Annotated in this window: 20 protein-coding genes; 18 read left to right on the forward strand and 2 right to left on the reverse strand. The window is 55.6% G+C overall.

Going from position 1 to position 21,710, the window contains the following annotated elements:
* Positions 1-50 precede the first annotated feature (50 nt).
* The 3 genes from topA (at position 51) to AC2FIB_RS11665 (ending at position 4,124) form a co-directional block, all read left to right on the forward strand.
* Positions 51-2,690: a type I DNA topoisomerase gene (topA, locus tag AC2FIB_RS11655; RefSeq protein ID WP_496736733.1), complete on the forward strand. Its 2,640-nt coding sequence runs from the start codon at positions 51-53 to the stop codon at positions 2,688-2,690.
* Positions 2,691-2,793: 103 nt separating this feature from the next.
* Positions 2,794-3,498 (forward strand): CoA transferase subunit A, encoded by a 705-nt coding sequence (locus tag AC2FIB_RS11660; RefSeq protein WP_496842102.1) that lies wholly within the window; start codon positions 2,794-2,796, stop codon positions 3,496-3,498.
* Positions 3,498-4,124, forward strand: a complete 627-nt coding sequence (locus AC2FIB_RS11665; protein ID WP_058276937.1) for a CoA transferase subunit B — start codon at positions 3,498-3,500, stop codon at positions 4,122-4,124. The genes AC2FIB_RS11660 and AC2FIB_RS11665 overlap by 1 nt, the downstream gene beginning before the upstream one ends.
* A gap of 42 nt (positions 4,125-4,166) precedes the next feature.
* Here AC2FIB_RS11665 and AC2FIB_RS11670 read toward each other — a convergent pair whose 3' ends face one another.
* On the reverse strand, positions 4,167-5,027 hold the full coding sequence (locus AC2FIB_RS11670) for a lytic transglycosylase domain-containing protein (protein WP_496736731.1): 861 nt from the start codon (positions 5,025-5,027) through the stop codon (positions 4,167-4,169).
* A 353-nt stretch (positions 5,028-5,380) separates the two neighbouring features.
* On the opposite strand from AC2FIB_RS11670, the gene AC2FIB_RS11675 reads away from it, so the two are divergent.
* From AC2FIB_RS11675 to pdeM, 15 genes are all read left to right on the forward strand, one after another.
* On the forward strand, positions 5,381-5,593 hold the full coding sequence (locus tag AC2FIB_RS11675; protein ID WP_496736729.1) for a Flp family type IVb pilin: 213 nt from the start codon (positions 5,381-5,383) through the stop codon (positions 5,591-5,593).
* A 157-nt stretch (positions 5,594-5,750) separates the two neighbouring features.
* The gene (locus tag AC2FIB_RS11680; protein ID WP_368040282.1) at positions 5,751-5,921 is read left to right on the forward strand and encodes a hypothetical protein; all 171 of its coding nucleotides are present in this window, start codon (positions 5,751-5,753) and stop codon (positions 5,919-5,921) included.
* A gap of 161 nt (positions 5,922-6,082) precedes the next feature.
* Positions 6,083-6,958 (forward strand): Flp pilus assembly protein CpaB, encoded by an 876-nt coding sequence (gene cpaB, locus AC2FIB_RS11685; RefSeq protein WP_496736727.1) that lies wholly within the window; start codon positions 6,083-6,085, stop codon positions 6,956-6,958.
* Between the two features lie 191 nt (positions 6,959-7,149).
* Complete coding sequence (locus AC2FIB_RS11690; protein ID WP_496736725.1) at positions 7,150-8,556, forward strand: type II and III secretion system protein family protein; 1,407 nt, start codon at positions 7,150-7,152, stop codon at positions 8,554-8,556.
* A 17-nt stretch (positions 8,557-8,573) separates the two neighbouring features.
* A complete protein-coding gene (locus AC2FIB_RS11695) occupies positions 8,574-9,200 on the forward strand; it encodes an OmpA family protein (RefSeq protein WP_496736723.1) in 627 nt (208 codons plus the stop codon).
* Positions 9,201-9,398: 198 nt separating this feature from the next.
* Positions 9,399-10,631, forward strand: a complete 1,233-nt coding sequence (locus tag AC2FIB_RS11700) for a CpaE/TadZ family protein (RefSeq protein WP_496736722.1) — start codon at positions 9,399-9,401, stop codon at positions 10,629-10,631.
* 24 nt (positions 10,632-10,655) lie between these two features.
* Positions 10,656-12,101 carry a TadA family conjugal transfer-associated ATPase gene (locus tag AC2FIB_RS11705; RefSeq protein ID WP_496736720.1) on the forward strand — a complete coding sequence of 482 codons (1,446 nt, stop codon included), beginning with the start codon at positions 10,656-10,658 and terminating at the stop codon, positions 12,099-12,101.
* Between the two features lie 12 nt (positions 12,102-12,113).
* Positions 12,114-13,082, forward strand: a complete 969-nt coding sequence (locus AC2FIB_RS11710; protein ID WP_170561030.1) for a type II secretion system F family protein — start codon at positions 12,114-12,116, stop codon at positions 13,080-13,082.
* Positions 13,083-13,092: 10 nt separating this feature from the next.
* Entirely contained in the window at positions 13,093-14,076 is a 984-nt protein-coding gene (locus tag AC2FIB_RS11715) for a type II secretion system F family protein (protein WP_496736718.1), read from the forward strand.
* 49 nt (positions 14,077-14,125) lie between these two features.
* Positions 14,126-14,665 carry a tetratricopeptide repeat protein gene (locus AC2FIB_RS11720; RefSeq protein WP_496736716.1) on the forward strand — a complete coding sequence of 180 codons (540 nt, stop codon included), beginning with the start codon at positions 14,126-14,128 and terminating at the stop codon, positions 14,663-14,665.
* Between the two features lie 30 nt (positions 14,666-14,695).
* Positions 14,696-15,547: a tetratricopeptide repeat protein gene (locus AC2FIB_RS11725; RefSeq protein WP_496736714.1), complete on the forward strand. Its 852-nt coding sequence runs from the start codon at positions 14,696-14,698 to the stop codon at positions 15,545-15,547.
* Positions 15,548-15,550: 3 nt separating this feature from the next.
* A complete protein-coding gene (locus AC2FIB_RS11730; RefSeq protein WP_109313458.1) occupies positions 15,551-16,096 on the forward strand; it encodes a prepilin peptidase in 546 nt (181 codons plus the stop codon).
* Between the two features lie 116 nt (positions 16,097-16,212).
* Entirely contained in the window at positions 16,213-17,520 is a 1,308-nt protein-coding gene (locus AC2FIB_RS11735) for a DUF8689 domain-containing protein (RefSeq protein ID WP_109313459.1), read from the forward strand.
* Between the two features lie 40 nt (positions 17,521-17,560).
* Positions 17,561-19,972, forward strand: coding sequence for a ligase-associated DNA damage response DEXH box helicase (locus AC2FIB_RS11740; protein ID WP_496842104.1), 2,412 nt, complete (start codon positions 17,561-17,563; stop codon positions 19,970-19,972).
* Between the two features lie 41 nt (positions 19,973-20,013).
* Complete coding sequence (pdeM, locus tag AC2FIB_RS11745) at positions 20,014-20,676, forward strand: ligase-associated DNA damage response endonuclease PdeM (RefSeq protein WP_496736710.1); 663 nt, start codon at positions 20,014-20,016, stop codon at positions 20,674-20,676.
* A 2-nt stretch (positions 20,677-20,678) separates the two neighbouring features.
* Here the strand turns inward: pdeM and AC2FIB_RS11750 are convergent, their stop codons facing one another.
* Positions 20,679-21,263 (reverse strand): LytTR family DNA-binding domain-containing protein, encoded by a 585-nt coding sequence (locus tag AC2FIB_RS11750; RefSeq protein WP_496736709.1) that lies wholly within the window; start codon positions 21,261-21,263, stop codon positions 20,679-20,681.
* Positions 21,264-21,710: the final 447 nt, after the last annotated feature.

A 21,710-nucleotide genomic window follows, 5' to 3' on the forward strand; every position in this document is an offset into this window, starting at 1 on the left:
TTGCACGATCATAGAAGGCGCCAATTCCGTCGAGCGAGGTTTTCCCTTAAATGCCTGTAGTTGTTGTAGAATCCCCTGCCAAGGCCAAAACAATCAACAAATATCTTGGCCCTGACTACACGGTGCTGGCCTCATATGGCCATGTCCGGGACTTGCCGCCCAAGGACGGATCCGTCGATACCGAGCATGAATTTGAGATGAAATGGGAGGTCGGCAACGACAGCCGCAAACATGTCAAAGCCATCGCCGATGCGCTGAAAGAAGACAACGCTCTGATTCTCGCGACTGACCCTGATCGTGAGGGTGAGGCTATCAGCTGGCACCTGCAAGAAGCCCTGACCAAGCGCCGCTCGATCAAGAAAGACACGCCCGTCAGCCGCGTGACCTTCAACGCGATAACCAAGGATGCGGTGACCGAGGCGATGCAGAACCCGCGCCAGGTCGACATGCCTTTGGTCGAGGCCTATCTGGCCCGCCGCGCGCTGGACTATCTTGTGGGTTTCAACTTGTCACCGGTTCTGTGGCGCAAGCTGCCCGGCGCGAAGTCTGCCGGTCGCGTTCAGTCAGTCTGTCTGCGCCTGATCGTCGAGCGCGAGATGGAGATCGAAGCGTTCAAACCAGTCGAATATTGGTCTGTGAAGGCAGTGTTCGAAACACCGCGCGGCCAGACTTACGAGGCGCGCCTGGTCACGCTGGCCGGTAAAAAACTGGACAAACATGATCTGGCCAACGCCACGCAGGCCGAACTGGCGGTGCAGGCCATCACCAGCCGCGCGCTAAGCGTTACTTCGGTCGAGGCCAAGCCCGCCGCACGCAACCCCAGTGCACCCTTCATGACCTCTACCTTGCAGCAGGAAGCAAGCCGCAAGTTCGGAATGGGCGCGCGTCACGCGATGCAGGTTGCTCAACGCCTCTACGAGGCGGGCTACATCACATATATGCGGACCGACGGCATCGACATGGCGCCCGAAGCCGTGACCGCCACCCGCGATACCATCGCGGACCGTTACGGTGCAGAATACGTGCCGGACAGCCCTCGTATCTATAAAAACAAGGCCAAGAACGCCCAGGAAGCGCACGAGTGTATCCGCCCGACGGATATGTCCCGCGATACCAAGGCCCTGAAGGTCACAGATGAGGATCAGCGCAAACTGTATGACCTGATCTGGAAACGTACCATTGCCTGCCAGATGGCTGCTGCGCGACTGGAGCGCACGACGGTCGAGATTGGCAGCGATGACGGCCAGGTCGGCCTTCGCGCCACCGGTCAGGTTGTTCTGTTCGACGGGTTCATGCGCGTTTATGAAGAAGGCCGCGACGACGTGGCCGATGATGATGAAAAGCGCCTGCCGCAAATCATGCAAGGCGATCCAGCTCGGTTTGCCAAAACATCCCTGCGCGATCAGTTCACCAAAGCGACCAGCGAGGGCACTGAAAAAGCCGCGAAAGAGGCCATTCTGTCCGAGAACGAATCTATACTGGCCCTGCAGCACCACACTCAACCGCCGCCGCGCTACACCGAGGCTACGCTGGTCAAGCGGATGGAAGAACTGGGGATCGGGCGACCGTCGACCTATGCCTCGATCGTGACCACGATTCAGGACCGGGAATATGTGCGCAAAGACAAGAACCGGCTGATCCCAGAGGAGAAGGGCCGGATCGTTACGATCTTTCTGCTGAACTTCTTCCGGCAGTACGTGGGGTATGAGTTCACCGCTAATCTGGAAGAACAATTGGACGACGTCAGCGCCGGTGGGCGTGACTACAAGGAGTTGCTGAGCAAGTTCTGGCGCGATTTCTCGGCTGCTATCGGCGAGACGTCCGAATTGCGGATCTCCGAGGTTCTGGACAAACTCGACGAAGCCCTGGCGCCGCAGCTTTATCCGCCGCGTGAAGACGGCTCGGACCCGCGTGTCTGTCCGAAATGCGGAATGGGTCAATTGCACCTGAAAACGTCGCGAACCGGCGGGTTCGTTGGGTGTGGAAACTATCCTGAATGCACCTATACCCGCCCCATCGCCGGCGAAGGCGCTGAAGGCGAGGAACGTCTTCTGGGCGAAGATGCAGGGGATGATATCTGGCTGAAATCCGGCCGCTTTGGCCCCTATGTTCAGCGCGGCGAACCGACGCCCGAGAACAAGAAACCCCCGCGTGCGTCTCTGCCGCGTGGCTGGAGCAAGGATGACATGGATCTGGACAAGGCGCTGACGCTGTTGTCCCTGCCCCGCCAGATTGGTGAGCATCCAGATGGTGGTATGATCAGTTCGAATTTTGGGCGGTTTGGCCCCTATCTGATGCATCAGTTGGCGGATGAGGCCAAGCCGGTCTACGCAAACCTCAAAGACCCCAACGACGTGTTTGAGATCGGCATGAACCGCGCTGTCGAGTTGCTGGCTGAAAAGCGCGCCAACCCCGGGCGGGGCCGTCGCGCAGCGGCAAAGGCGTTGAAGGAATTGGGCGAGCACCCAGATGGCGGCGCGATGCAGGTTCTGGATGGGCGCTATGGGCCATACGTGAAATGGGAAAAGGTCAACGCGACAATCCCCAAGGACATCAAGCCCGAGGATGTGACACAGGAAATGGCCATCGAACTGGTCAACGAACGCGCAGCCAAAAAGGGCACCAAGAAAAAAGCGGCTCCGAAAAAGAAAGCTGCTGCCAAGAAAACAACCAAAAAGGCGGCCACCTAACGACTGGCTAGGTAGAAATACCACCTACCCCTTGGTTTCATTGACTTCCCCGTGACGTGGCGGCACAACCTGCGCCATCACCATGTCATTGGGGGAGTTTTCCATGAAGAAAGTCTATGCCAATGCCACCGAAGCGCTCGATGGAGTGATTTCGGACGGCATGATGATCGCGGCGGGCGGTTTCGGCCTGTGCGGTATTCCCGAATTTCTGCTTGAGGCCATTAAGGACTCGGGCGCTCAAGATCTGACGTTCGCCTCGAACAACGCCGGCGTTGACGATTTCGGCATCGGCATCCTGTTGCAGACCAAGCAGGTCAAAAAGATGATCAGCTCTTACGTCGGTGAAAACGCCGAGTTCATGCGCCAGTATCTGGCCGGAGAGCTGGAGCTGGAATTCAACCCGCAAGGAACCCTTGCCGAACGCATGCGCGCTGGTGGTGCAGGCATCCCCGGGTTCTATACCAAGACCGGTGTGGGCACAGTGATCGCCGATGGTAAAGAGCACAAAGACTTCAATGGCGAGACTTACATCTTGGAAGAAGGCATCTTTGCCGATCTGGCCATTGTCAAAGCCTGGAAGGCCGATGACACCGGCAACCTGATCTTCCGCAAGACCGCGCGCAACTTTAACGTACCTGCTGCGACCTGTGGCAAGATCTGCATTGCCGAGGTCGAGGAAATCGTGCCGCGTGGTTCGCTGGACCCCGATATGATCCACCTGCCCGGCATCTACGTGCATCGCATCATTCAGGGTCAGCATGAAAAGCGCATCGAACAACGCACCACCCGTAAGAAGGAGGAAGCATAATGCCCTGGGATCGTAATCAGATGGCCGCACGTGCGGCGCAAGAGCTGGAAGACGGCATGTATGTAAACCTCGGCATCGGTATTCCGACGCTGGTGGCAAACTATGTTGGTGACAAGGACATCACCCTGCAATCCGAGAACGGAATGCTGGGTATGGGCCCCTTCCCCTTTGAAGGCGAAGAAGACCCGGATCTGATCAACGCTGGCAAGCAGACGATCACGGAACTGTCCCGCACCGCCTATTTCGACAGTGCCACATCGTTTGCCATGATCCGCGGCGGTAAGATCGCGGCCGCCGTTCTGGGCGCGATGGAGGTCGATGAAGAAGGCGATCTGGCCAACTGGATGATTCCAGGCGTGCTGGTGAAGGGTATGGGCGGCGCGATGGACCTGGTTGCAGGTGTTCGTCGCGTGATCGTCGTGATGGACCACACCAACAAGCACGGCAAGTCCAAGCTGCTGAAGAAGTGCACCCTGCCCCTGACCGGCAAGAAGGTGGTGAACCGCATCATCACCAACCTTGGCGTTCTGGACGTGGTTGATGGCGGCCTGAAGATCATCGAGATTGCCGAAGGCGTGACCGAAGACGAGATCCGCGCTGCGACCGAAGCCAACATCGTCAACTAATTCACACTAATGAAAAGGCCCACCGTTTCGGGTGGGCCATTTTCAGTTCAACGATTGGAATACACACCCATCCGTAATCAGCTGAGGCGGTGTCGAACACAACGCCCGCGCCACCTGAAACGCTGCAAGAACTTTGGGTACGTAATCACGGGTCTCTGCGTAAGGCGGGACGCCTTCGTGCTTACGTACGGCCCCTTCCCCGGCGTTATACCCCGCAAGGACGAGGATCGGGTCGTTACCGAATTCTTCCATCAGCCAGTTTAGGTACTTCACACCTCCCGCGATGTTTTGCGACGGCTGCGTACTGTCCTGAACCCCAAAACGTTTGGCGGTTGCAGGCATCAGCTGCATCAATCCTTGTGCCCCTGCCGAGCTAACAGCGTCGGTGCGCCCGGCGGATTCCACGGAAATGACCGCCAGAACCAATGCCGGTGAGACATTTGTTCCCACGGTCGAGCGCAGAATATCCACGCGGCGCTGTTGGGCGATATTTTGCAGGGTCTGTAAACGGGGTGCCGCGACATTGATCGCAGCCAGCGCATTCATGGCATCGTGCAGTCGTCCGGATCCGGCCTCGGCCAAGGACGGCGACACCCTTTCCCAGAAAGCCTTGTACGAACCAACCGGTTTTTTGCCCGCACCGGGAAGAGTTGGCGGTACGACACGCGTGCGCGCGATGATTTCAGGTTCGACTAATTCTACGCCTGTACTAGGGGCAGACGGCGTCTTCGCATGCTCATCGGGCGTAATCTGGACTGTGACGCGTGGCCGCGTGCCAGGCTTTGGGGCCTTGACCCGTTTGTAAACGCCTCTTGGCTCAACCTCGTTCGCCACGACTGGCACTGGGCCAGACAGCATCAACGCCGCCAAACCGGCGCAAGTCATTGCGAGCCGGAGATTCATTTGCCTGCCTCATGTTTTTCTTTTGGTTGAGTTGAACCTCGAATCTGCCCGCAAGGCCAGAAAAACAATGCGAAATGGGGCAATTTCGCCTCATTTGCCGCAAATTTGCATCGGGGCGGCCAGACAACCTCTGTTAGGTTTGTTTTTTTATTATTTATTTTTAAGTAGTTACCAGAAAAACTACCAAAAAGTTAAACTTCACCAAAAAAAAATAGGGTTTGGCCCAATTCCTGCCATGCACAGCGGTCAATCATAGTGCCATACCGAGACGATCGGGAGCGGACTGAGAGAGGAAGCTCTGATAGACGCCTAGGTTTAATTGACTTTTTTAGATCCTTTAGGAGGGACGTAACATGATCAAGTTCATCAAGAACTTCCGCAAAGACGAAGACGGCGCCGTAACAGTAGACTGGGTCGTTCTGACCGCAGCCGTTGTTGGCCTGGCCGCAGTTGCATACACCGCAATCGGTGACGGCACCAAAGGTGTTGCGGACAGCGTTGGTTCTGCACTGACCACCACCGCAGGCAACGTTGTTTCCGACGTAAAAATCAACCCAACTGACTAATAGCCAACCCGACAGAGGCGTAGTACGCGTCTGATCGTTTTGACGAGGCGTAACGGGGCTGGGTTGTAAAACTTGGCCCCGAAACTTTTCAAACACTTGCCGTGGTGCTCCCATGTTTAGAACAATCTCAAATTTCTGCAAATGTGAAGACGGGGCTGTGACTATTGACTGGGTGGTGTTGACGGCGTTTGTTGCATTTATGGCCAGCGTAGTAGCCATCTACATTTCGGGCCCGGTCAGAGATATCGACACAAAAAACGGTGCTGCGATGCTTACCGTCGCCGATCAAGTAGACACTATGGAAATCACGGTAAGTTTCAGCGACTAAGAACTGTACGAGTTGGATACCCAGTTCGATCCCGGGCATCGGGCGCGAATAAAATCCAACATTGTCCCCCTTTTCGACACAATCTACATTTAAACTAGGGTCAAATGTTGTCGCATTCTGTGCGACGCAAAACCAGAATAATGTAACGTGAGGGGACTTGGATGCGTGCGGTATTTGGACTTGTTCTGATTATTGGAGTCGCTCTGGCCGGTGGTGCCGTGTACATGGCAAAAGACTATATCAGTCAAACGCAGGCGGAACTTGAGCGGGAGCGCTTGGCTACCCAAAACGCTTTGGCAAATGTAAAAACAATTCCGACCGTGGACGTCGCGGTCGTTAACCGGCGCATGAAGTACGGAGAACGCCTTACCGCAGAAGATGTGCGAATCGTACAGTGGCCCGAGGACGCGATTCCTGAAGGAACCTTTGCGGACTTGGCAGTCTTATTCCCGGAGGGCGGTAAAGGAGATCGCTTTATCCTTCGCACAATCGAAAAAGATGAAGCCCTTCTGGAGGTTAAAGTTACGCAACCCGGCGAATCGGCTGGACTTACCTCGCGCCTGAAAAAAGGCATGCGTGCCTTTGCAATCAGCGTAGATGTAGCATCGGGTGTGTCTGGTTTCCTGAGACCGGGTGACAATGTCGACGTATACTGGACTGGATCCCTGAGAGGTGCCGGCGGCGAAGGGGAGATCACACGTCTTATCCAAACCAACATTGAACTGATCGCAATCGATCAGACCGCTGGATCGGACGTGACCGGCACAACTATCGCCAGGACGGTCACTGTTGCCATTACCCCGGAACAGGTCGCCGCTCTCGCCCAGGCACAAAACACCGGGCGGTTGTCTCTGGCGCTGGTCGGTACACAAGATGAGACCATTGCGACTGCGATCGAAGTGGACCAAAGAAAACTGCTGGGAATCGAAGAAGCTGCGCCCGCGCCCGTCAAAATCGAGAAACAGATTTGCACAGTTAAGGCGCGCCGCGGCGGAGAGATTGTCGATACCGGAATAATAACGCCCTGCACAAACTAACGTAAAATCAAAACGTTAAAGCCTCAAGCCGCGCCGTCAGCGCGGCTTGTTTCGTTTCGATTGTTGCGCATTACCCACATAAGGAAAATTCCAGAAACCATTGATTATTGCAATAAAATCGTAATTCGCGCAGTGTTGTCACACATAAGGCGTTAGACCTAAAACGAGGCGTGATCGGAGAGGCAGGTCACATGAAAATAAAATCTTGGTTCAACGCAACCCTACTGGGGTTGGCGTTAGTTATCAGTTCGGCCAGCACTGCTGTCCAGGCTGAAACACTTCGCGTGGTTAAGAACGGAACAGCGGAAACGCTGGACGTTCCGATGAACCGCGCAATTGTCGTTGAAAGCGAAACACCATTTGCGGAACTCAGCATCGCCAACGCAGGCATCGCTGACATTTCGTCGCTTTCTGATCGTACCATCTATGTTTTGGGTAAGGCACCTGGCCTGACCACGCTGACTTTGTTCGACGGGGCCGGCAACCTGCTGGCCAATGTTCGGGTCCGTGTATCACCGGATGTGTCTGAATTCAAAGAAAGGCTGCGGCAAATTCTGCCGAGCGAGCCAATCGAAGTGCGTACTGCCAACGACGGCATCGTTCTTTCTGGCACGATTTCCAGCTCGGCCAAATTGGCCCGTGCTCTGGAACTTGCAGAACGTTACGCGCCCGAGCGCGTCTCGAACCTGATGTCTGTTGGTGGTGTTCAACAGGTCATGCTGAAAGTTCGATTTGCCGAAATGAATCGGTCGGTTGCCAAAAGTCTGACCGCATCGCTGGGTTTTGGTGGTGGTGACGCAACGGGCGGCATCAATACATTGAACAGCGCCGGTTCTTTGGCGAACGCCCTCGCCGACAGAATTCCCTTCCAGCAGACAAATACAGGTGCCATCCTGTTTGGCTTTGGTGCCGGTTCAACACAGGTACGCTTGCTGTTGGAGGCGCTCGAAACCAAAGGGCTTGCCCGTACTCTTGCAGAGCCCAACTTGTCAGCCCTGTCGGGTCAGGAAGCTGAATTCCTGGCGGGTGGCCAAGTCCCGATTCCGGTTCCGGCCGATGACGGCCAAATTGCAATTGAATACCGGAATTTTGGTGTTCAGGTCCTGTTTACGCCTCGCGTGGTGGATGGTGATCTGATCAACCTTGAGTTGGGAACATCGGTGTCAACTATTGACCCGAACTCCAACTTTTCAATTGCCGGCAACAACGTGCCGACATTCATTGCGCGTCAGACGAAGACGACAGTTGAATTGCGAGACGGAGAGAGCTTTGCAATTGCAGGGTTGATTCAGGACAACTTCGCGGACTTGAACAGCCAAATCCCATGGGTCGGCGACATTCCTGTACTGGGTGCTTTGTTCCGCAGCGCGGAATACCAGCGTCAGCAATCTGAACTGGTTATCATCGTCACAGCCCATCTGGTATCACCCACCCGTGGTGAAGCCCTGGCCCTGCCGACAGACCGTGTCAAACCTCCTACTGAGTTTGATTTGTTCCTGAACGGAAGAACAGCGCGAACCACACGCGTTGGTTCGGGAGGAGCGTCAGAAGTCGCCAGACAGGACTTTGGCAGCTCCTACGGCTACATCCTGGAATGATTGAGAGGATAAGACCAATGCAGAAGTGGATCATAACACTGGGTCTGTCGGTCGCCGTTGCCGCGTGTACGCGTGAAGCGGGGTACGAAGTTGACCAAGGCGCTTTTGGCAACGCGACGCTAAACAACATTCAGGTCATGAACGGTGAACTGACATACGCACAAATCCTGGGTCAGCGGTTTGCCGCAGAGGTGCCGACGCAGATCAATTTTGCGTTTAACAGTTCACAGCTAGATGCTCAGGCGCAACGCGTCTTGTTGCGGCAAGCGGCATGGATCAAGCAGTTCCCCGAAGTGAGGTTCCGCGTTTATGGCCATACCGATGCTGTCGGCTCTAGTGCGTACAACCAGTCGCTTGGGCAACGCCGTGCAAACGCAGCCGTTGCATTCCTGACACAGCAAGGGATCTCGCGGTCTCGTTTGGAAGCTGTAGTTTCCTTTGGGAAAACACAGCCTCTGATTGACACTCCGAACCGAGATCGCCGCAACAGGCGCACAGTGACAGAAGTGTCGGGCTTTTTGGACCGCAACCCGCTTGTACTGGATGGCAAATACGCCGAAATCGTGTACCGCGAATACGTCGGCAGCGCTACGAGGGAAAGCTACATCCAGCGTGAAGACACTGACTCCGGCGGATCTGAATAATCCATAAGAAATGGGCGGCATCGTCGCCCATTTCCCTACAATTGGTTCTTTTGCGCCAAAATCTTGCCTAAGTTCCAAGCCATCTTTTCAACAATTAGGTGAAGTGCGGCCCGAATTGGCCGCGACCGGGCAACAGCGAACTGAACCGAACCAAACATGTCGGGCAGTGAGCAGGCCCAGACGACGAGGATTGTGTGAATGACAAGCGCCAAAATGCATGATGACGGAACTGCAATTCTGGCTTGCACGATCAGCCGAGACGTCCAAAACTTCGATCTTCTGATCGAAGACATGGAAACCATTTTGGGCGAACGTTGGGGCGACCTTGGGTTTGCCGAAGCCTTGGCTTTTTTCAGCCAACCAGAGGCGGAAAGCCTTGAATTCGTTGCGCTTGCTATTGACGGAGAAGATGAAGACAACCTTTCCCTGATGGGCGAGATTATCTCGCAGGCCAAAGAGAAAAAGATCAAGATCGTTCTGATCGCCGAGGACGTAACACCTGCGTCTCTGCACCAACTGCTTCGCAAGGGCGCGGACGAGTTTGTCCCCTACCCTCTTCCCGAAGGAGAGTTGCAGGAAGCCATTGAGCGCATGAACAAACCTGAACCGGTGGCAACGACTGCTGTGGCAGCTCAGGTCGCTCAGGGTGATTCGAAAGAAGGCGCGCTGTTTGTGGTCCATGGGCTGGCAGGCGGTGTGGGATCAACGACCATGGCGGTTAACCTCGCCTGGGAGCTAGCAACCGCGTCGGACAAAGAGGCGCCTTCTGTGTGCGTCATCGACCTGGATCTGCAGTATGGCAGCGTGTCGACATATCTGGACCTTCCTCGACGCGAAACCATATTTGAGATGCTGTCAGACACAACTTTGATGGATGACGATGTCTTCTCGCAGGCCTTACAAACCTATGAGGAAAAGCTTGAGGTCCTGACTGCACCGTCCGATATGGTTCCGTTGGACCTGATCACACCCGATGACATCGAGCGCGTCATCGAAATTGCCCGCAGGAAATTCGACTACGTGGTCGTCGACATGCCGACGACCCTTGTTCATTGGTCGGAAACGGTTCTTCAGGCTGCGCATGTGTACTTTGCCATGATCGAGCTGGACATGCGATCCGCTCAGAATGCGCTGCGGTTGAAACGCGCCCTCCAGGCCGAGGAACTGCCGTTCAACAAACTCCGATTCGCTCTGAACCGAGCCCCGAAATTCACTGACTTGAATGGCAAAGGCCGGGTCAAGCGCATGGGCGAAAGCCTGGGCATTTCAATTGACCTGCAATTGCCGGATGGTGGCAAACCCGTCATGCAAAGCGGTGATCACGGATTGCCGCTGGCCAAATCCGCCGCCAAAAACCCGCTGCGTCGGGAAATCGCAAAACTTGCAAAATCGCTTCACAGTTTGGGCAGCAGCAGCGCCGAGGCCGCGTAACCGTATTTCAGAGGGGTAGTCGCCGTGTTTTCAAGATACAAGAAGCAGCCAGCAGCGCAGCCGGTCGAGGCTGCTCCAACGCCTGAGGCTGCGGCACAAACGCCTGCTCCGAAAAAAGCATCCACTGACAACGCCGTCGCACGCCGCCCAATTCAAAAGAAGGCTGCAGAACCGATAAGATCGGACCGGGATCGCAAGCGCAAAGAGCGCTTGGGTGAGATCAAGATCGAGATGCACCGGGAACTGCTGGAAAACCTAAATCTTGCGGCACTTGAAAAGGCCGGAGAATCTGAACTTCGGGCGGAAATCAGCGCGATCTCGAGCGAAATCCTCGAATCCCGCGATATCGTTCTGAACCGCGAAGACCGGTCACAGCTAAACAAAGAACTGTATGATGAAGTCACTGGTCTGGGTCCGCTTGAGACGCTGCTTCAAGACGACAGCGTAAACGATATCTTGGTAAACGGTCCTCAGCAGATTTTTGTCGAACGGTTCGGCAAGCTTGAAATCAGCGACGTCACGTTCAAGGACGAAAGACACCTGATGCGGATCATCGACAAGATCGTATCCGCCGTGGGTCGCCGGGTCGATGAATCCAACCCCTATGTTGACGCCCGCCTGGCTGACGGGTCGCGTTTCAACGCAATGGTGCCACCTATCGCCGTTGATGGGTCGCTGGTTTCCATTCGTAAGTTCAAAAAAGACAAGCTGGCCATCGATGATCTGGTCAATTTCGGCGCCTTTACCGAAGAAATGGCCGCCTATTTGCAGGCAGCTGTTTCCACGCGTCTGAATATCATTGTCTCGGGCGGTACAGGCTCGGGTAAAACGACAACACTAAATGCATTGTCCAGCTTTATTGATGACGCCGAACGCATCCTGACGATCGAGGATACGGCGGAACTTCAGCTGCAGCAGACCCATGTGGGACGGATGGAAAGCCGCCCCCCTAACGTCGAAGGCAAAGGCGAAGTCAGCCCGCGCGACTGTCTTAAAAACGCTCTTCGTATGCGTCCTGACCGCATCATCGTGGGTGAGACGCGTGGCGCCGAGGTGATCGACATGCTGCAAGCCATGAACACTGGCCACGACGGTTCGATGACCACGATCCACGCCAACTCGGCGCGTGACGGGATTTCGCGCCTTGAGAACATGATCGCGATGGCCGGGATCGAGATGCCTATCAAAGCGGTACGCAGCCAAGTCTCATCCGCTGTGAACCTGATTGTGCAGGCCAGCCGCTTGCAGGACGGCTCGCGTCGGATGACCTCGATCACCGAGATTACGGGGATGGAAGGTGACGTGATTTCGATGCAGGAGATTTTCAAGTTCCAACGCGTTGGTCTGACACCGGACAACAAGATCATTGGCCATTTCACCGCAACTGGTGTTCGCAGCCACTATTCCGAACGCTTCCGTCTGTGGGGCTTTGATCTGCCTCCATCCATCTACGAACCTACGACCGTCTAAGGAGACCCGGATATGCAACTGCCCGTAGAGGCCCTTATCTATGTTGTGATCTTCGTCGGAGTTCTTCTCCTAGTCGAGGGCATTTATCTTGTGGCATTTGGCAAGTCCATCAGCTTGAACAGCCGGGTAAACCGGCGCCTGGATATGCTTGAGAAGGGCGTCGGGCGCGAACAGGTTCTGGAACAGCTGCGCAAAGAAATGCAGCAGCATATGAAATCCCAGAGCATTCCGCTCTATTCGCTGTTGGCTGACAAAGCACAAAAAGCAGCCATCGCCTTTTCGCCGCGCCAATTGATCATGATCATGATGCTGGTTTCTGGCTTTGCCTATGTCGGATTGAGTATCGGCACAGGAACTGAGATCGTTTTACGGATTGCGCTTTCGATCGCGATTGGCGTGGGCGGTGTGTATGCGTGGGTGAGTAGCAAAGCTAAGAAACGCATGAGCCTGATGGAAGAGCAACTACCAGACGCGGTCGAATTGATGGTTCGTTCGCTTCGTGTCGGCAACCCATTTGTCTCGACTATTCAAATTGTTGCCAATGAGGTGCAGGATCCGCTTGGGACTGAATTTGGCGTCATCGCAGACGAATGCGCCTATGGCCGTGACGTCGGTGAAGCCCTGAAAGACTTGGCCGAACGCCTGGGAATGCAGGATTTGCGCTTTTTGTCTGTAGCGGTTGGTATTCAGCAGCAGGCTGGTGGTAACCTAGCCGAAATTTTGGCTGGTTTGGCCCAGGTGATCAGAGCGCGGTTCCGGCTATTCCGCCGTGTCAATGCGATCACCGCCGAGGCCAAGTGGTCCGGCAAGTTTCTATCTGGTTTCCCCGTGTTCTGCTTGTTGTTCATTTTGGTGAAATCTCCGAACTACTATGACGAAGTTCTTGACCATCCATGGTTCATTCCGTTGTGTTTCTTTGTCGGCATCATGCTGACCTTGAACCTTATCGTCATGCGCGTTCTTACGAATATCAAAGTCTGAGGGCTCTAGTATGGAATTTCTTTCCCACATCAATGAAGTCCTGACCGAGAATTTGGGGCCGTTCGGGCCACTTATCGTCGTCGGGGTTTTGGGATTGTTCATGATCCTTGTGGCCCTGCCACTGATGCTGAACCAGCCTGAGGACCCCCTCAAGAAACTTCAGCGCTCTAACGCGCCCTCCAAGGAAAGCAAAAAGGGCAACAAGGACAAACTGCGACAATCCAGCCGCAACGAGCAACTTCAGAAATTCGCGAACTTCCTGGAACCACAAAACCAGGAAGAACTGTCCGCGATGGAGCTTAAGCTGCGCCAGGCGGGTTATCAGTCCAAAGACTCTGTTCGCTTTTTCCATTTTGCCCAATTTGCACTTGGCTTGATCGGCGTCGCGATTGGTGTGCTGTTGGTCACGGTTTTTGCAGGTGATCAGGAATTTACCCCGGCACAGTTGGGCATGCGCGTCTTGATCCCGGCATGTGCGTTCTATTTCCTCCCACGCTATTGGATCACACGGCGCGTTGCAGAACGGCAAGAAGCCATTGTTGCAGGTTTCCCGGACACTCTGGACCTTATGTTGGTCTGCGTCGAAGCGGGTCAGTCGCTGGATCAGGCGATTGTTCGCGTCGCGGCCGAGATGAAGGTCTCTTACCCGGACATCGCATCGGAGTTCGAAGTTGTCGCGCACGAACTGAAGGCCGGTAAGGACAGAGACAACGTCCTCAGAGACTTTGGTACACGTTGCGGCGTTCAGGACGTCAGCTCGTTCGTGACGGTCATGATCCAGTCGGCAACATTTGGTACGTCAATCGCCGAAGCTTTGCGGGTTTATGCCAGTGAAATGCGTGACAAACGCGTGATGCGCGCCGAAGAGGCCGCGAATAAGTTGCCAACCAAAATGACACTTGCCACAATGATGTTGACGGTGCCGCCGTTGCTGGTCATTCTGGTCGGCCCGTCGGCAAAAGGTATCGCGGACTTTGCAAAAGCCGGTGGATAACATCCCGATGAATTCAAGTTTCAGGTGTATCCGGTTCAGGCTACGCCGCATGTTTCAGGCCACCTTGGTTCTTTCCATGGTGGCCTCTTGTACAGAAACGGGTCCTTCGAATGACCTGGATGCTCCTGGTTTCGACCCAAAAGCTGAAGCTGTTGATCCGGTTACGGTCGGAAACCGGCTGATGGCATCGGGAGAATATGAGCTGGCGCTGACATCCTTTTCCCGCGCCGCGCTGGATCAGGGGATGACAACGGAACTCCTGACCTCAATGGGAACTGCAAACCTGGGCCTCAGGCGTTTGGGGCAAGCAGAAGAACTGCTGCGCCGCGCGATAGAGGATGAACCCGACTGGCCCATTGCGTGGAATAATCTGGGTGTTGTGCTGATGGAAAAGGCCGAATACCCCGAGGCAGAACAGATGTTCCGGCGCGCCTTTGCTTTGGACAATGGCGAAAGTGACGCAATCTTGGACAATCTGCGCTTAGCACTCGCAAAAATGGAAAATCCTGTTAATACTACCCCGGAAAAACAAGAATATACACTGGAGCAGCAAGGCGACGGGCAATTCATGCTGCGCAAGCTCCCGTAACATAGGCAAGAGCAGTAAGGGACGCAAAAAATGCGCCAACAATTCTTGATTCCGACGATGGTAATCTGCGGGATGGTTCTGTCCGCCTGCGAAAAAGAAACCGAAGAAGAAAAGGTCGAACGCACCTATCAGGAGGTGAACGTCATAGACGAAACCAACCTGAACGAGGTTCTTCTGACCGCGGCTGACCCAAACGAGGCTGTAACTTATTTCAAAGGGGCCGCCGCAAAAAACCCCGGCCGGATCGACCTGCAACGGGGCCTCGCGATTTCTCTTACGCGCGCTAAACGCACGACCGAGGCCGCTTCGGCGTGGAAAAAAGTAACGACTATGAAGGGCGCAAGCAACGTCGATCGGGTCGAATACGCCGCCGCTTCGGTCCGCGCAGGTGACTGGTCAACAGCCAAGTCGACGCTGGATTCCGTTCCTCCAACCTATGAAACGTTCCAACGTTACCGTCTTGAGGCTGTCGTCGCAGACTCCAGCAAAGACTGGAAACGCGCGGATCACTTTTACGAAACAGCCGTCGGTCTGACCACGCGCCCTGGCAGCGTTATGAACAACTGGGGCTACTCCAAACTGTCGCGCGGTGATTACGCCGATGCCGAAAGATTGTTTTCCGAAGCAATCCGTCAGGACAAATCGCTGTTCACCGCCAAGAACAACCTCGTGTTGGCCAGGGCTGCACAGGGGAACTATAACATGCCAGTTGTTCCTCTGACACAAGTTGAGCGGGCCATGCTGCTGAATACAATGGGTATTTCTGCGATCAAACAAGGCGATATCACGACGGCCAAAAACCTGTTCCGTGAAGCCATCGCAACCCACCCCCAACACTATGAGGAAGCCGTTCGATCGCTTCGCGCGCTTGAAGAGGCCTGATTCATGAATATCCCTGCCACGGCAGCCGCATGGTTTTTGCCGTTTGTGTTGCCGATCTGTTTTTATGTGGCCTTCACCGATCTGCGTAGCATGCTGATCAAAAATCATGCCGTGATCGCTTTGGCCGCGGTTTTTGCTGTTGTCGGGTTGATTGCACTGCCACCCTGGGCCACCGAGTGGACGACCGGCAGCGTGGGTCCGATTGCCCTGACACTTCCGCCCTATCTGTGGCAATTGCTGCACATCGTTGTCGTTTTGTTTTTCGGCATCCTGTTGAACGCGGCCGGCGTCATGGGGGCAGGTGATGCCAAGTTTCTGGCTGCCGCCTCAGCCTTTGTCTGGGCCGGTGACTATCTGCTTATGACGCTGATCGCCACTTGCGCCATGCTTGGTGCATATGTGACGCACAGGCTGGCCAAGCACACACGCCTTCGGGCGATCGCCCCGGACTGGGAGAGCTGGGATCGGGGCAAGAAATTTCCGATGGGTTTCCCGTTAGGGGCCAGTTTGGCGATCTATTTGATTTTCGGAACTGTTTCCGGCTCATAAACTATCATCAGTCCGCCTTTTCAATGCCTTTGTGCTGACACAAAGCAGGTTAAGATTTTATCCAAGCAGCCCTTGTGGGGCTTTTCGCGTGATTAGTGGATAGACGGGCAACGCTCATGAATATGCAGACGACCTCGGTTATGGCCCCACCTGCCCCCAAGGGTATGGCCGAAATGAAACTGCCCATCGTGATGATGCGGGACATTCTGCTTAAGACGATATTCCGAAAGAACGTGGATACGGTCACGGAAATCGCGGAAGCGATCTGTTTGCCAGGTGCGGTCACGCAAGAACTTGTAGACATTGCACGCGAACAGAAACTGCTCGAAGCGACGGGCACACTGAACGCCAACAGTGGAAACGAGATGGGCTATCAGCTTACCGATGCCGGCAAAGCCCGTGCACTGGACGCGCTGAGCCAATCTGAATACTTCGGCGCTATGCCGGTTCCGCTGGACGTATACCGGGAACAGGTCAAGCGTCAGTCAATCCGAAATATTCAGGTGACCCGCGATCAGCTAACTGGTGCGATGGGACATCTTGTTCTGCCCGACAGCCTGCTGGACCATCTGGGCCCCGCAGTCAGCGCCGGCCGGTCAATTCTGATGTATGGCCCTCCGGGTAACGGTAAATCCTCAATCTCGAACGGTATTCGCGACGCGCTGGGGGACAACGTCTATGTTCCCCGTGCCATTGAGTATGCAGGTCAGGTGATCACGGTCTATGATCCGATCGTCCACACCGCGATCGAGCAAGAGGCGGATGACCCCAACAGCCTGCGCCGTCGCAAGCGGTTCGACACACGCTATGTTCAGTGCGAACGCCCGACCGTGGTAACGGGTGGTGAACTTTCGCTTTCAATGCTGGATCTGGTCTACAACCCGACTGCACGTACCTATCAGGCGCCGCTGCAGCTGAAATCAACCGGCGGCATCTTCATCGTGGACGACCTTGGTCGTCAGCAGGAACCGCCACAGGCGCTGATCAACCGCTGGATTGTTCCTTTGGAAGAGAACAAGGACATTCTTGGCCTGCAGTCTGGCGAAAAGTTCGAAGTGCCTTTTGACACACTGGTTATCTTCTCGACCAACTTCCACCCGAATGAGATCTTCGACCAAGCGGCCCTGCGCCGGATCTTCTTCAAGATCAAGATCGGTGGTCCCGTTCAAGAAGACTTCCTAAAAATCTTTGCAATGGTGGCGCGGAAACGCGGCATGCCGCTGGATGAATCCGCTCTGGTGCATTTGCTGAAGGTCAAATACCCGACCATCAACAACGTCTATGCCAACTATCAGCCGATCTTCCTGATCGACCAGATGATCTCGATCTGCGAATTTGAGGGCATCCCCTATCAGATGAGCCCCGACCTGATCGACAGGGCCTGGGCCAACATGTTCGTCAAAGACGAGGTAATCGTAAATTAACGCCGTGCCATTTCCGGGACAGGCCGGGTAGTCTGCGTTCATGACGCAGATTCCCCCCCGGATCACGGATTGGTTTGACGCCAAAGGCTGGTCCATCCATCCACATCAGCAAGAGATGTTTGACCGGGCTGCGGACCCGGCAACTTTGCTCATTGCGCCGACCGGCGGTGGCAAAACGATGGCCGGTTTCCTGCCGACACTGGCCGAACTGGCGGAAAATGATCGCCCCGGCCTGCACACGCTCTATGTTTCCCCACTCAAGGCTTTGGCCGCCGATATCCGCCGCAACCTGCGCGGCCCGGCGGACGATATTGGCCTGCCCATCCGCATCGAAGACCGAACAGGCGATACCTCGGCCACGCAAAAGAAACGTCAGCGCGTGGACCCTCCGCACATCCTGCTGACCACGCCTGAAAGCCTGGCCTTACTGACGTCGTACGAAGACGCCCCGCGGATGTTTGCAGGCGTCCAACGCGTGATCGTGGACGAAATCCACGCCTTGGCCGAAAGCAAACGAGGCGATCAGTTGATGTTGGCGCTGGCCCGTTTGCAGAGCTTGTGCCCTGACCTGCGACGCGTCGGCCTGTCGGCCACAGTCGAAGACCCCGATGCCATCGCGCAGTTTTTGGCCCGCCACCCCGATCCTTGCAAGATCATTCAGGCTGATCCCGGCGCCGACCCCGATATCCAAATGCTTGAGACGCAAGAGATGCCGCCCTGGTCCGGTGGAGGGGCGGCCTATTCGATCCCTGCGGTGCTGGATCAGATCAAACAACACAAAACCACGCTTATCTTTCACAACACCCGCGCGCAGGCCGAAATATTCTTTCACAACATTTGGCTTGCTAATGATGACGGGCTGCCCATTGGCATTCACCACGGCAGCCTGGATCGGCAACAGCGCGAACGGGTCGAGGCTGCAATGGTCCGCGGTGACCTACGCGCCATTGTTTGCACCGGCAGTCTGGATCTGGGCATCGACTGGGGCGATGTGGATCTGGTGATCCAGATTGGCGCGCCCAAGAACGTCAAGCGTCTGGTTCAGCGCATTGGTCGTGCCAACCACCGTTACAACGCCCCGTCCAAAGCCCTATTAGTGCCAGCGAACCGGTTTGAAGTGGTCGAGTGCGTCGCCGCGTTGGAGGCGGCAAAGGCCCATGATCTGGATGGCGAACCGCGCGGACCGGGCCCAAGGGATGTCTTGTGCCAGCATATGCTCATCGCCGCTGCGGCAGGTCCGTTCGATGCAGAAGCCCTGTTCACCGAAATGACGGCAGCAGGGCCATATTCTGATCTCAGCCGCGCTGAGTTAGACGCCTGTTTGGATTTCTGTGCAACCGGCGGCTACGCGCTGCGCGCCTATGATCGCTGGCAGCGGCTGTTGCAGCGGCCAGATGGGAAATGGCAGCTAAGAGACCCACGGGCAGCACAGCGTATTCGTATGAACCTGGGCACGATACAGGACACAGACACGCTGAAAGTCCGCCTAAAGCGCAATCGCGGGGGCAAACCGCTGGGTGAGGTCGAGGAGGCATTTGCAGCCTCTCTGACGCCCGGAGACACGTTTCTGATCGGCGGACAGATCGTTCGGTACGAGGGGCTGCGAGAAATGGTGGTCGAGGTCAGCCGCCGGGCGGACAAGAAGCCCAAGATCGCTACATTTTCGGGCACCAAGTTCGCGACCTCGACCCAACTCAGCGACCGTATCCTGCGCATGTTCGCTCAGCCGGACTGGCCACAACTACCTGCCCACACGGCCGAATGGTTAGCGTTGCAGCGGGATATGTCCCGATTGCCTCAACGGGATCGCTTGCTAATCGAAAGTTTTCCCAATGACGGTCGTGAACACCTGTGTGTTTACGGCTTCGCTGGGCGCAATGCGCAACAGACCCTTGGGCTTTTATTGACCAAGCGGATGGAGGAAACCGGGTTGGCGCCGCTTGGTTTTGTTGCCACCGACTATGCGACGCTGATTTGGGGCATGGATGCTGTGACCGACCCAAGCCCATTGCTCCAATTGGACAATCTGCGTGACGGGCTTGAGACATGGCTGGCGGGCAACGCTGTCATGAAACGCACCTTTCGCGCTTCCGCCACAATAGCAGGCCTGATCGAGCGCAATACAGGCGGGCAACGCAAAAGCGGGCGTCAGGCTACGTTTTCCTCGGATATTCTTTACGATACGCTGCTGAAGTATGACCCCAACCACCTTCTGATGCAGATCACCCGCGAGGAAGCAATGCGCGGACTAGTGGATTTTGGACGTATCGAGACAATGATTGAACGAATTGGTGACCGGATAGATCTGGTTCGGCTGGATCGGGTCTCTCCCCTCGCCGCGCCGTTGTTTCTGGAGGTTGGCAAAGTACCGGTCAAAGGTGCCGCCGAAGAACGTCTGTTGGCCGAGGAAAGCGCCCGGTTGCTACAGGCTGCGGGACTAGACGCGAAGTAATTCAGCTTGCGCCAAGGATCAAAACAGGTGAAGAACGTACCATGAACGAGCTGGCGTTTTCCTTTGCTGAACAAGACCTGCGCGCATTGGGATCTGGTGCGTTGTGGTGGCCAAGCCAGAAACTGTTATGCGTCAGCGATCTGCATCTTGGCAAATCCGAACGTATGGCGCGGCGCGGTGGTCCCTCTTTGCCGCCCTATGACAGTCAGGACACCCTGACCCGGCTGGCAGCCGACATCGACAGAACCGGCGCGCAAACTGTCATCTGTCTGGGCGACAGCTTTGACGATTTGGATGCATTGGCTGCATTGGGCACTGCCGAGAAGCTTTCGTTGACGGCCCTGCAAGCAGGCCGACAATGGATTTGGATCGAAGGAAACCACGACCCGGGTCCAATAGACCTGGGCGGAACACATCTGGCTGAATACGCGGTAGGTCCACTGGTTTTTCGTCATATCGCCCAACCCGGTGATCACAGCGAAATCTCGGGGCACTATCATCCCAAGACCCGCATTAGGGCACGCGGTCGGACGATCACACGCCCAGCGTTTTTGATGGATAATGCACGACTTATCCTACCGGCCTATGGCACCTATACAGGTGGGCTACGAAGTTCCGAGAAAGTTGTAAGTGACTTGATGAGCGACCGGGCAATGGCCATCCTGACCGGCCCTCATCCACAAATCATCCCAATGCCGCGCTGAGATCATATCAACCCGTCGCCTTCAAGCATCGGCTTGTACTTCCGGCTGACCGGTATCAGGTCACCATTCACCAGCTTCAAGTAGATTCTGTCGGCTACCTTCTCAGTGCCTGTGACTGCGTCATCCACGATCCAATGGGACCGGTGCGCACAATGCCCGCGCAAAGGCTCCATTTCCCCAACCGCATCAGAGAGCCGTAACCGGATCGCAAAGGTGCCCTCTGATGTGACCACATCCACATAGTGATTACGCGAGCTCAGGCGGTAGATCTGCCCTTGAAAAGACGCAGGCAACCGTCGCGCAAGCCGCGGCGCCGGGGATGATGGTGGAGCGCTTTTGGGTTCTGCCCGGCTGGTCAGAATCAGGCCAGCTGTAAACAAGGCGCTGTATCCAATAACCCGCGGGATGCCGGGTGCGGAGTGGCCCCCAATGGAAAACAGAACCACGGCCAGCACCCAAAGGGACGGGATAAACAACAGCAAAACAAACAGGGCGATTGCCAGATCACGCACCGGCAGGTTTAGAACAGTCCCGGATTCGCGGATCAGTTTTCGGGCCATCCAGGTCGACGTCACGGCGATTCCCATCACCCCGAACCAAAATAAGAAGCATATGACAAAAGGCAAATCAGACATCTGGAACGGCGGAAAAGCGTAAGCCAGCATAGGAAGGAAGAACGCTCCGGCCACCACACGTTGTGGGCTGCACAGGCTTAAGATGGGTCTTAGCTTTGAAGTCATACCATATCAAAAACCACTTTCAGGGACCCAGCCAAAAGCCCCGGAAAGCTAAAATTCACACACTGTAAACGGCTGGGATACCCTGGCTACCACGCGCCATTCAGACATTCAAACCTTAAAGGGGGGAATTTTAGCCCGTTGACATCATGGTCAAATTTGGCGCTTGGACAATTTACTGGTGCGTTGGGGCGCATTTAGTGCGCCCCAGTGAAACAGGTCAGGCTGTGAGGCCTTCTGGTTCTGGCAGTTTGTTTGCGCGGCAGCAGGCGGTGAGGGTGTTGGCCAGCAGGCAGG

It is taken from the genome of Ruegeria sp. YTSA072 (genome assembly GCF_059610285.1).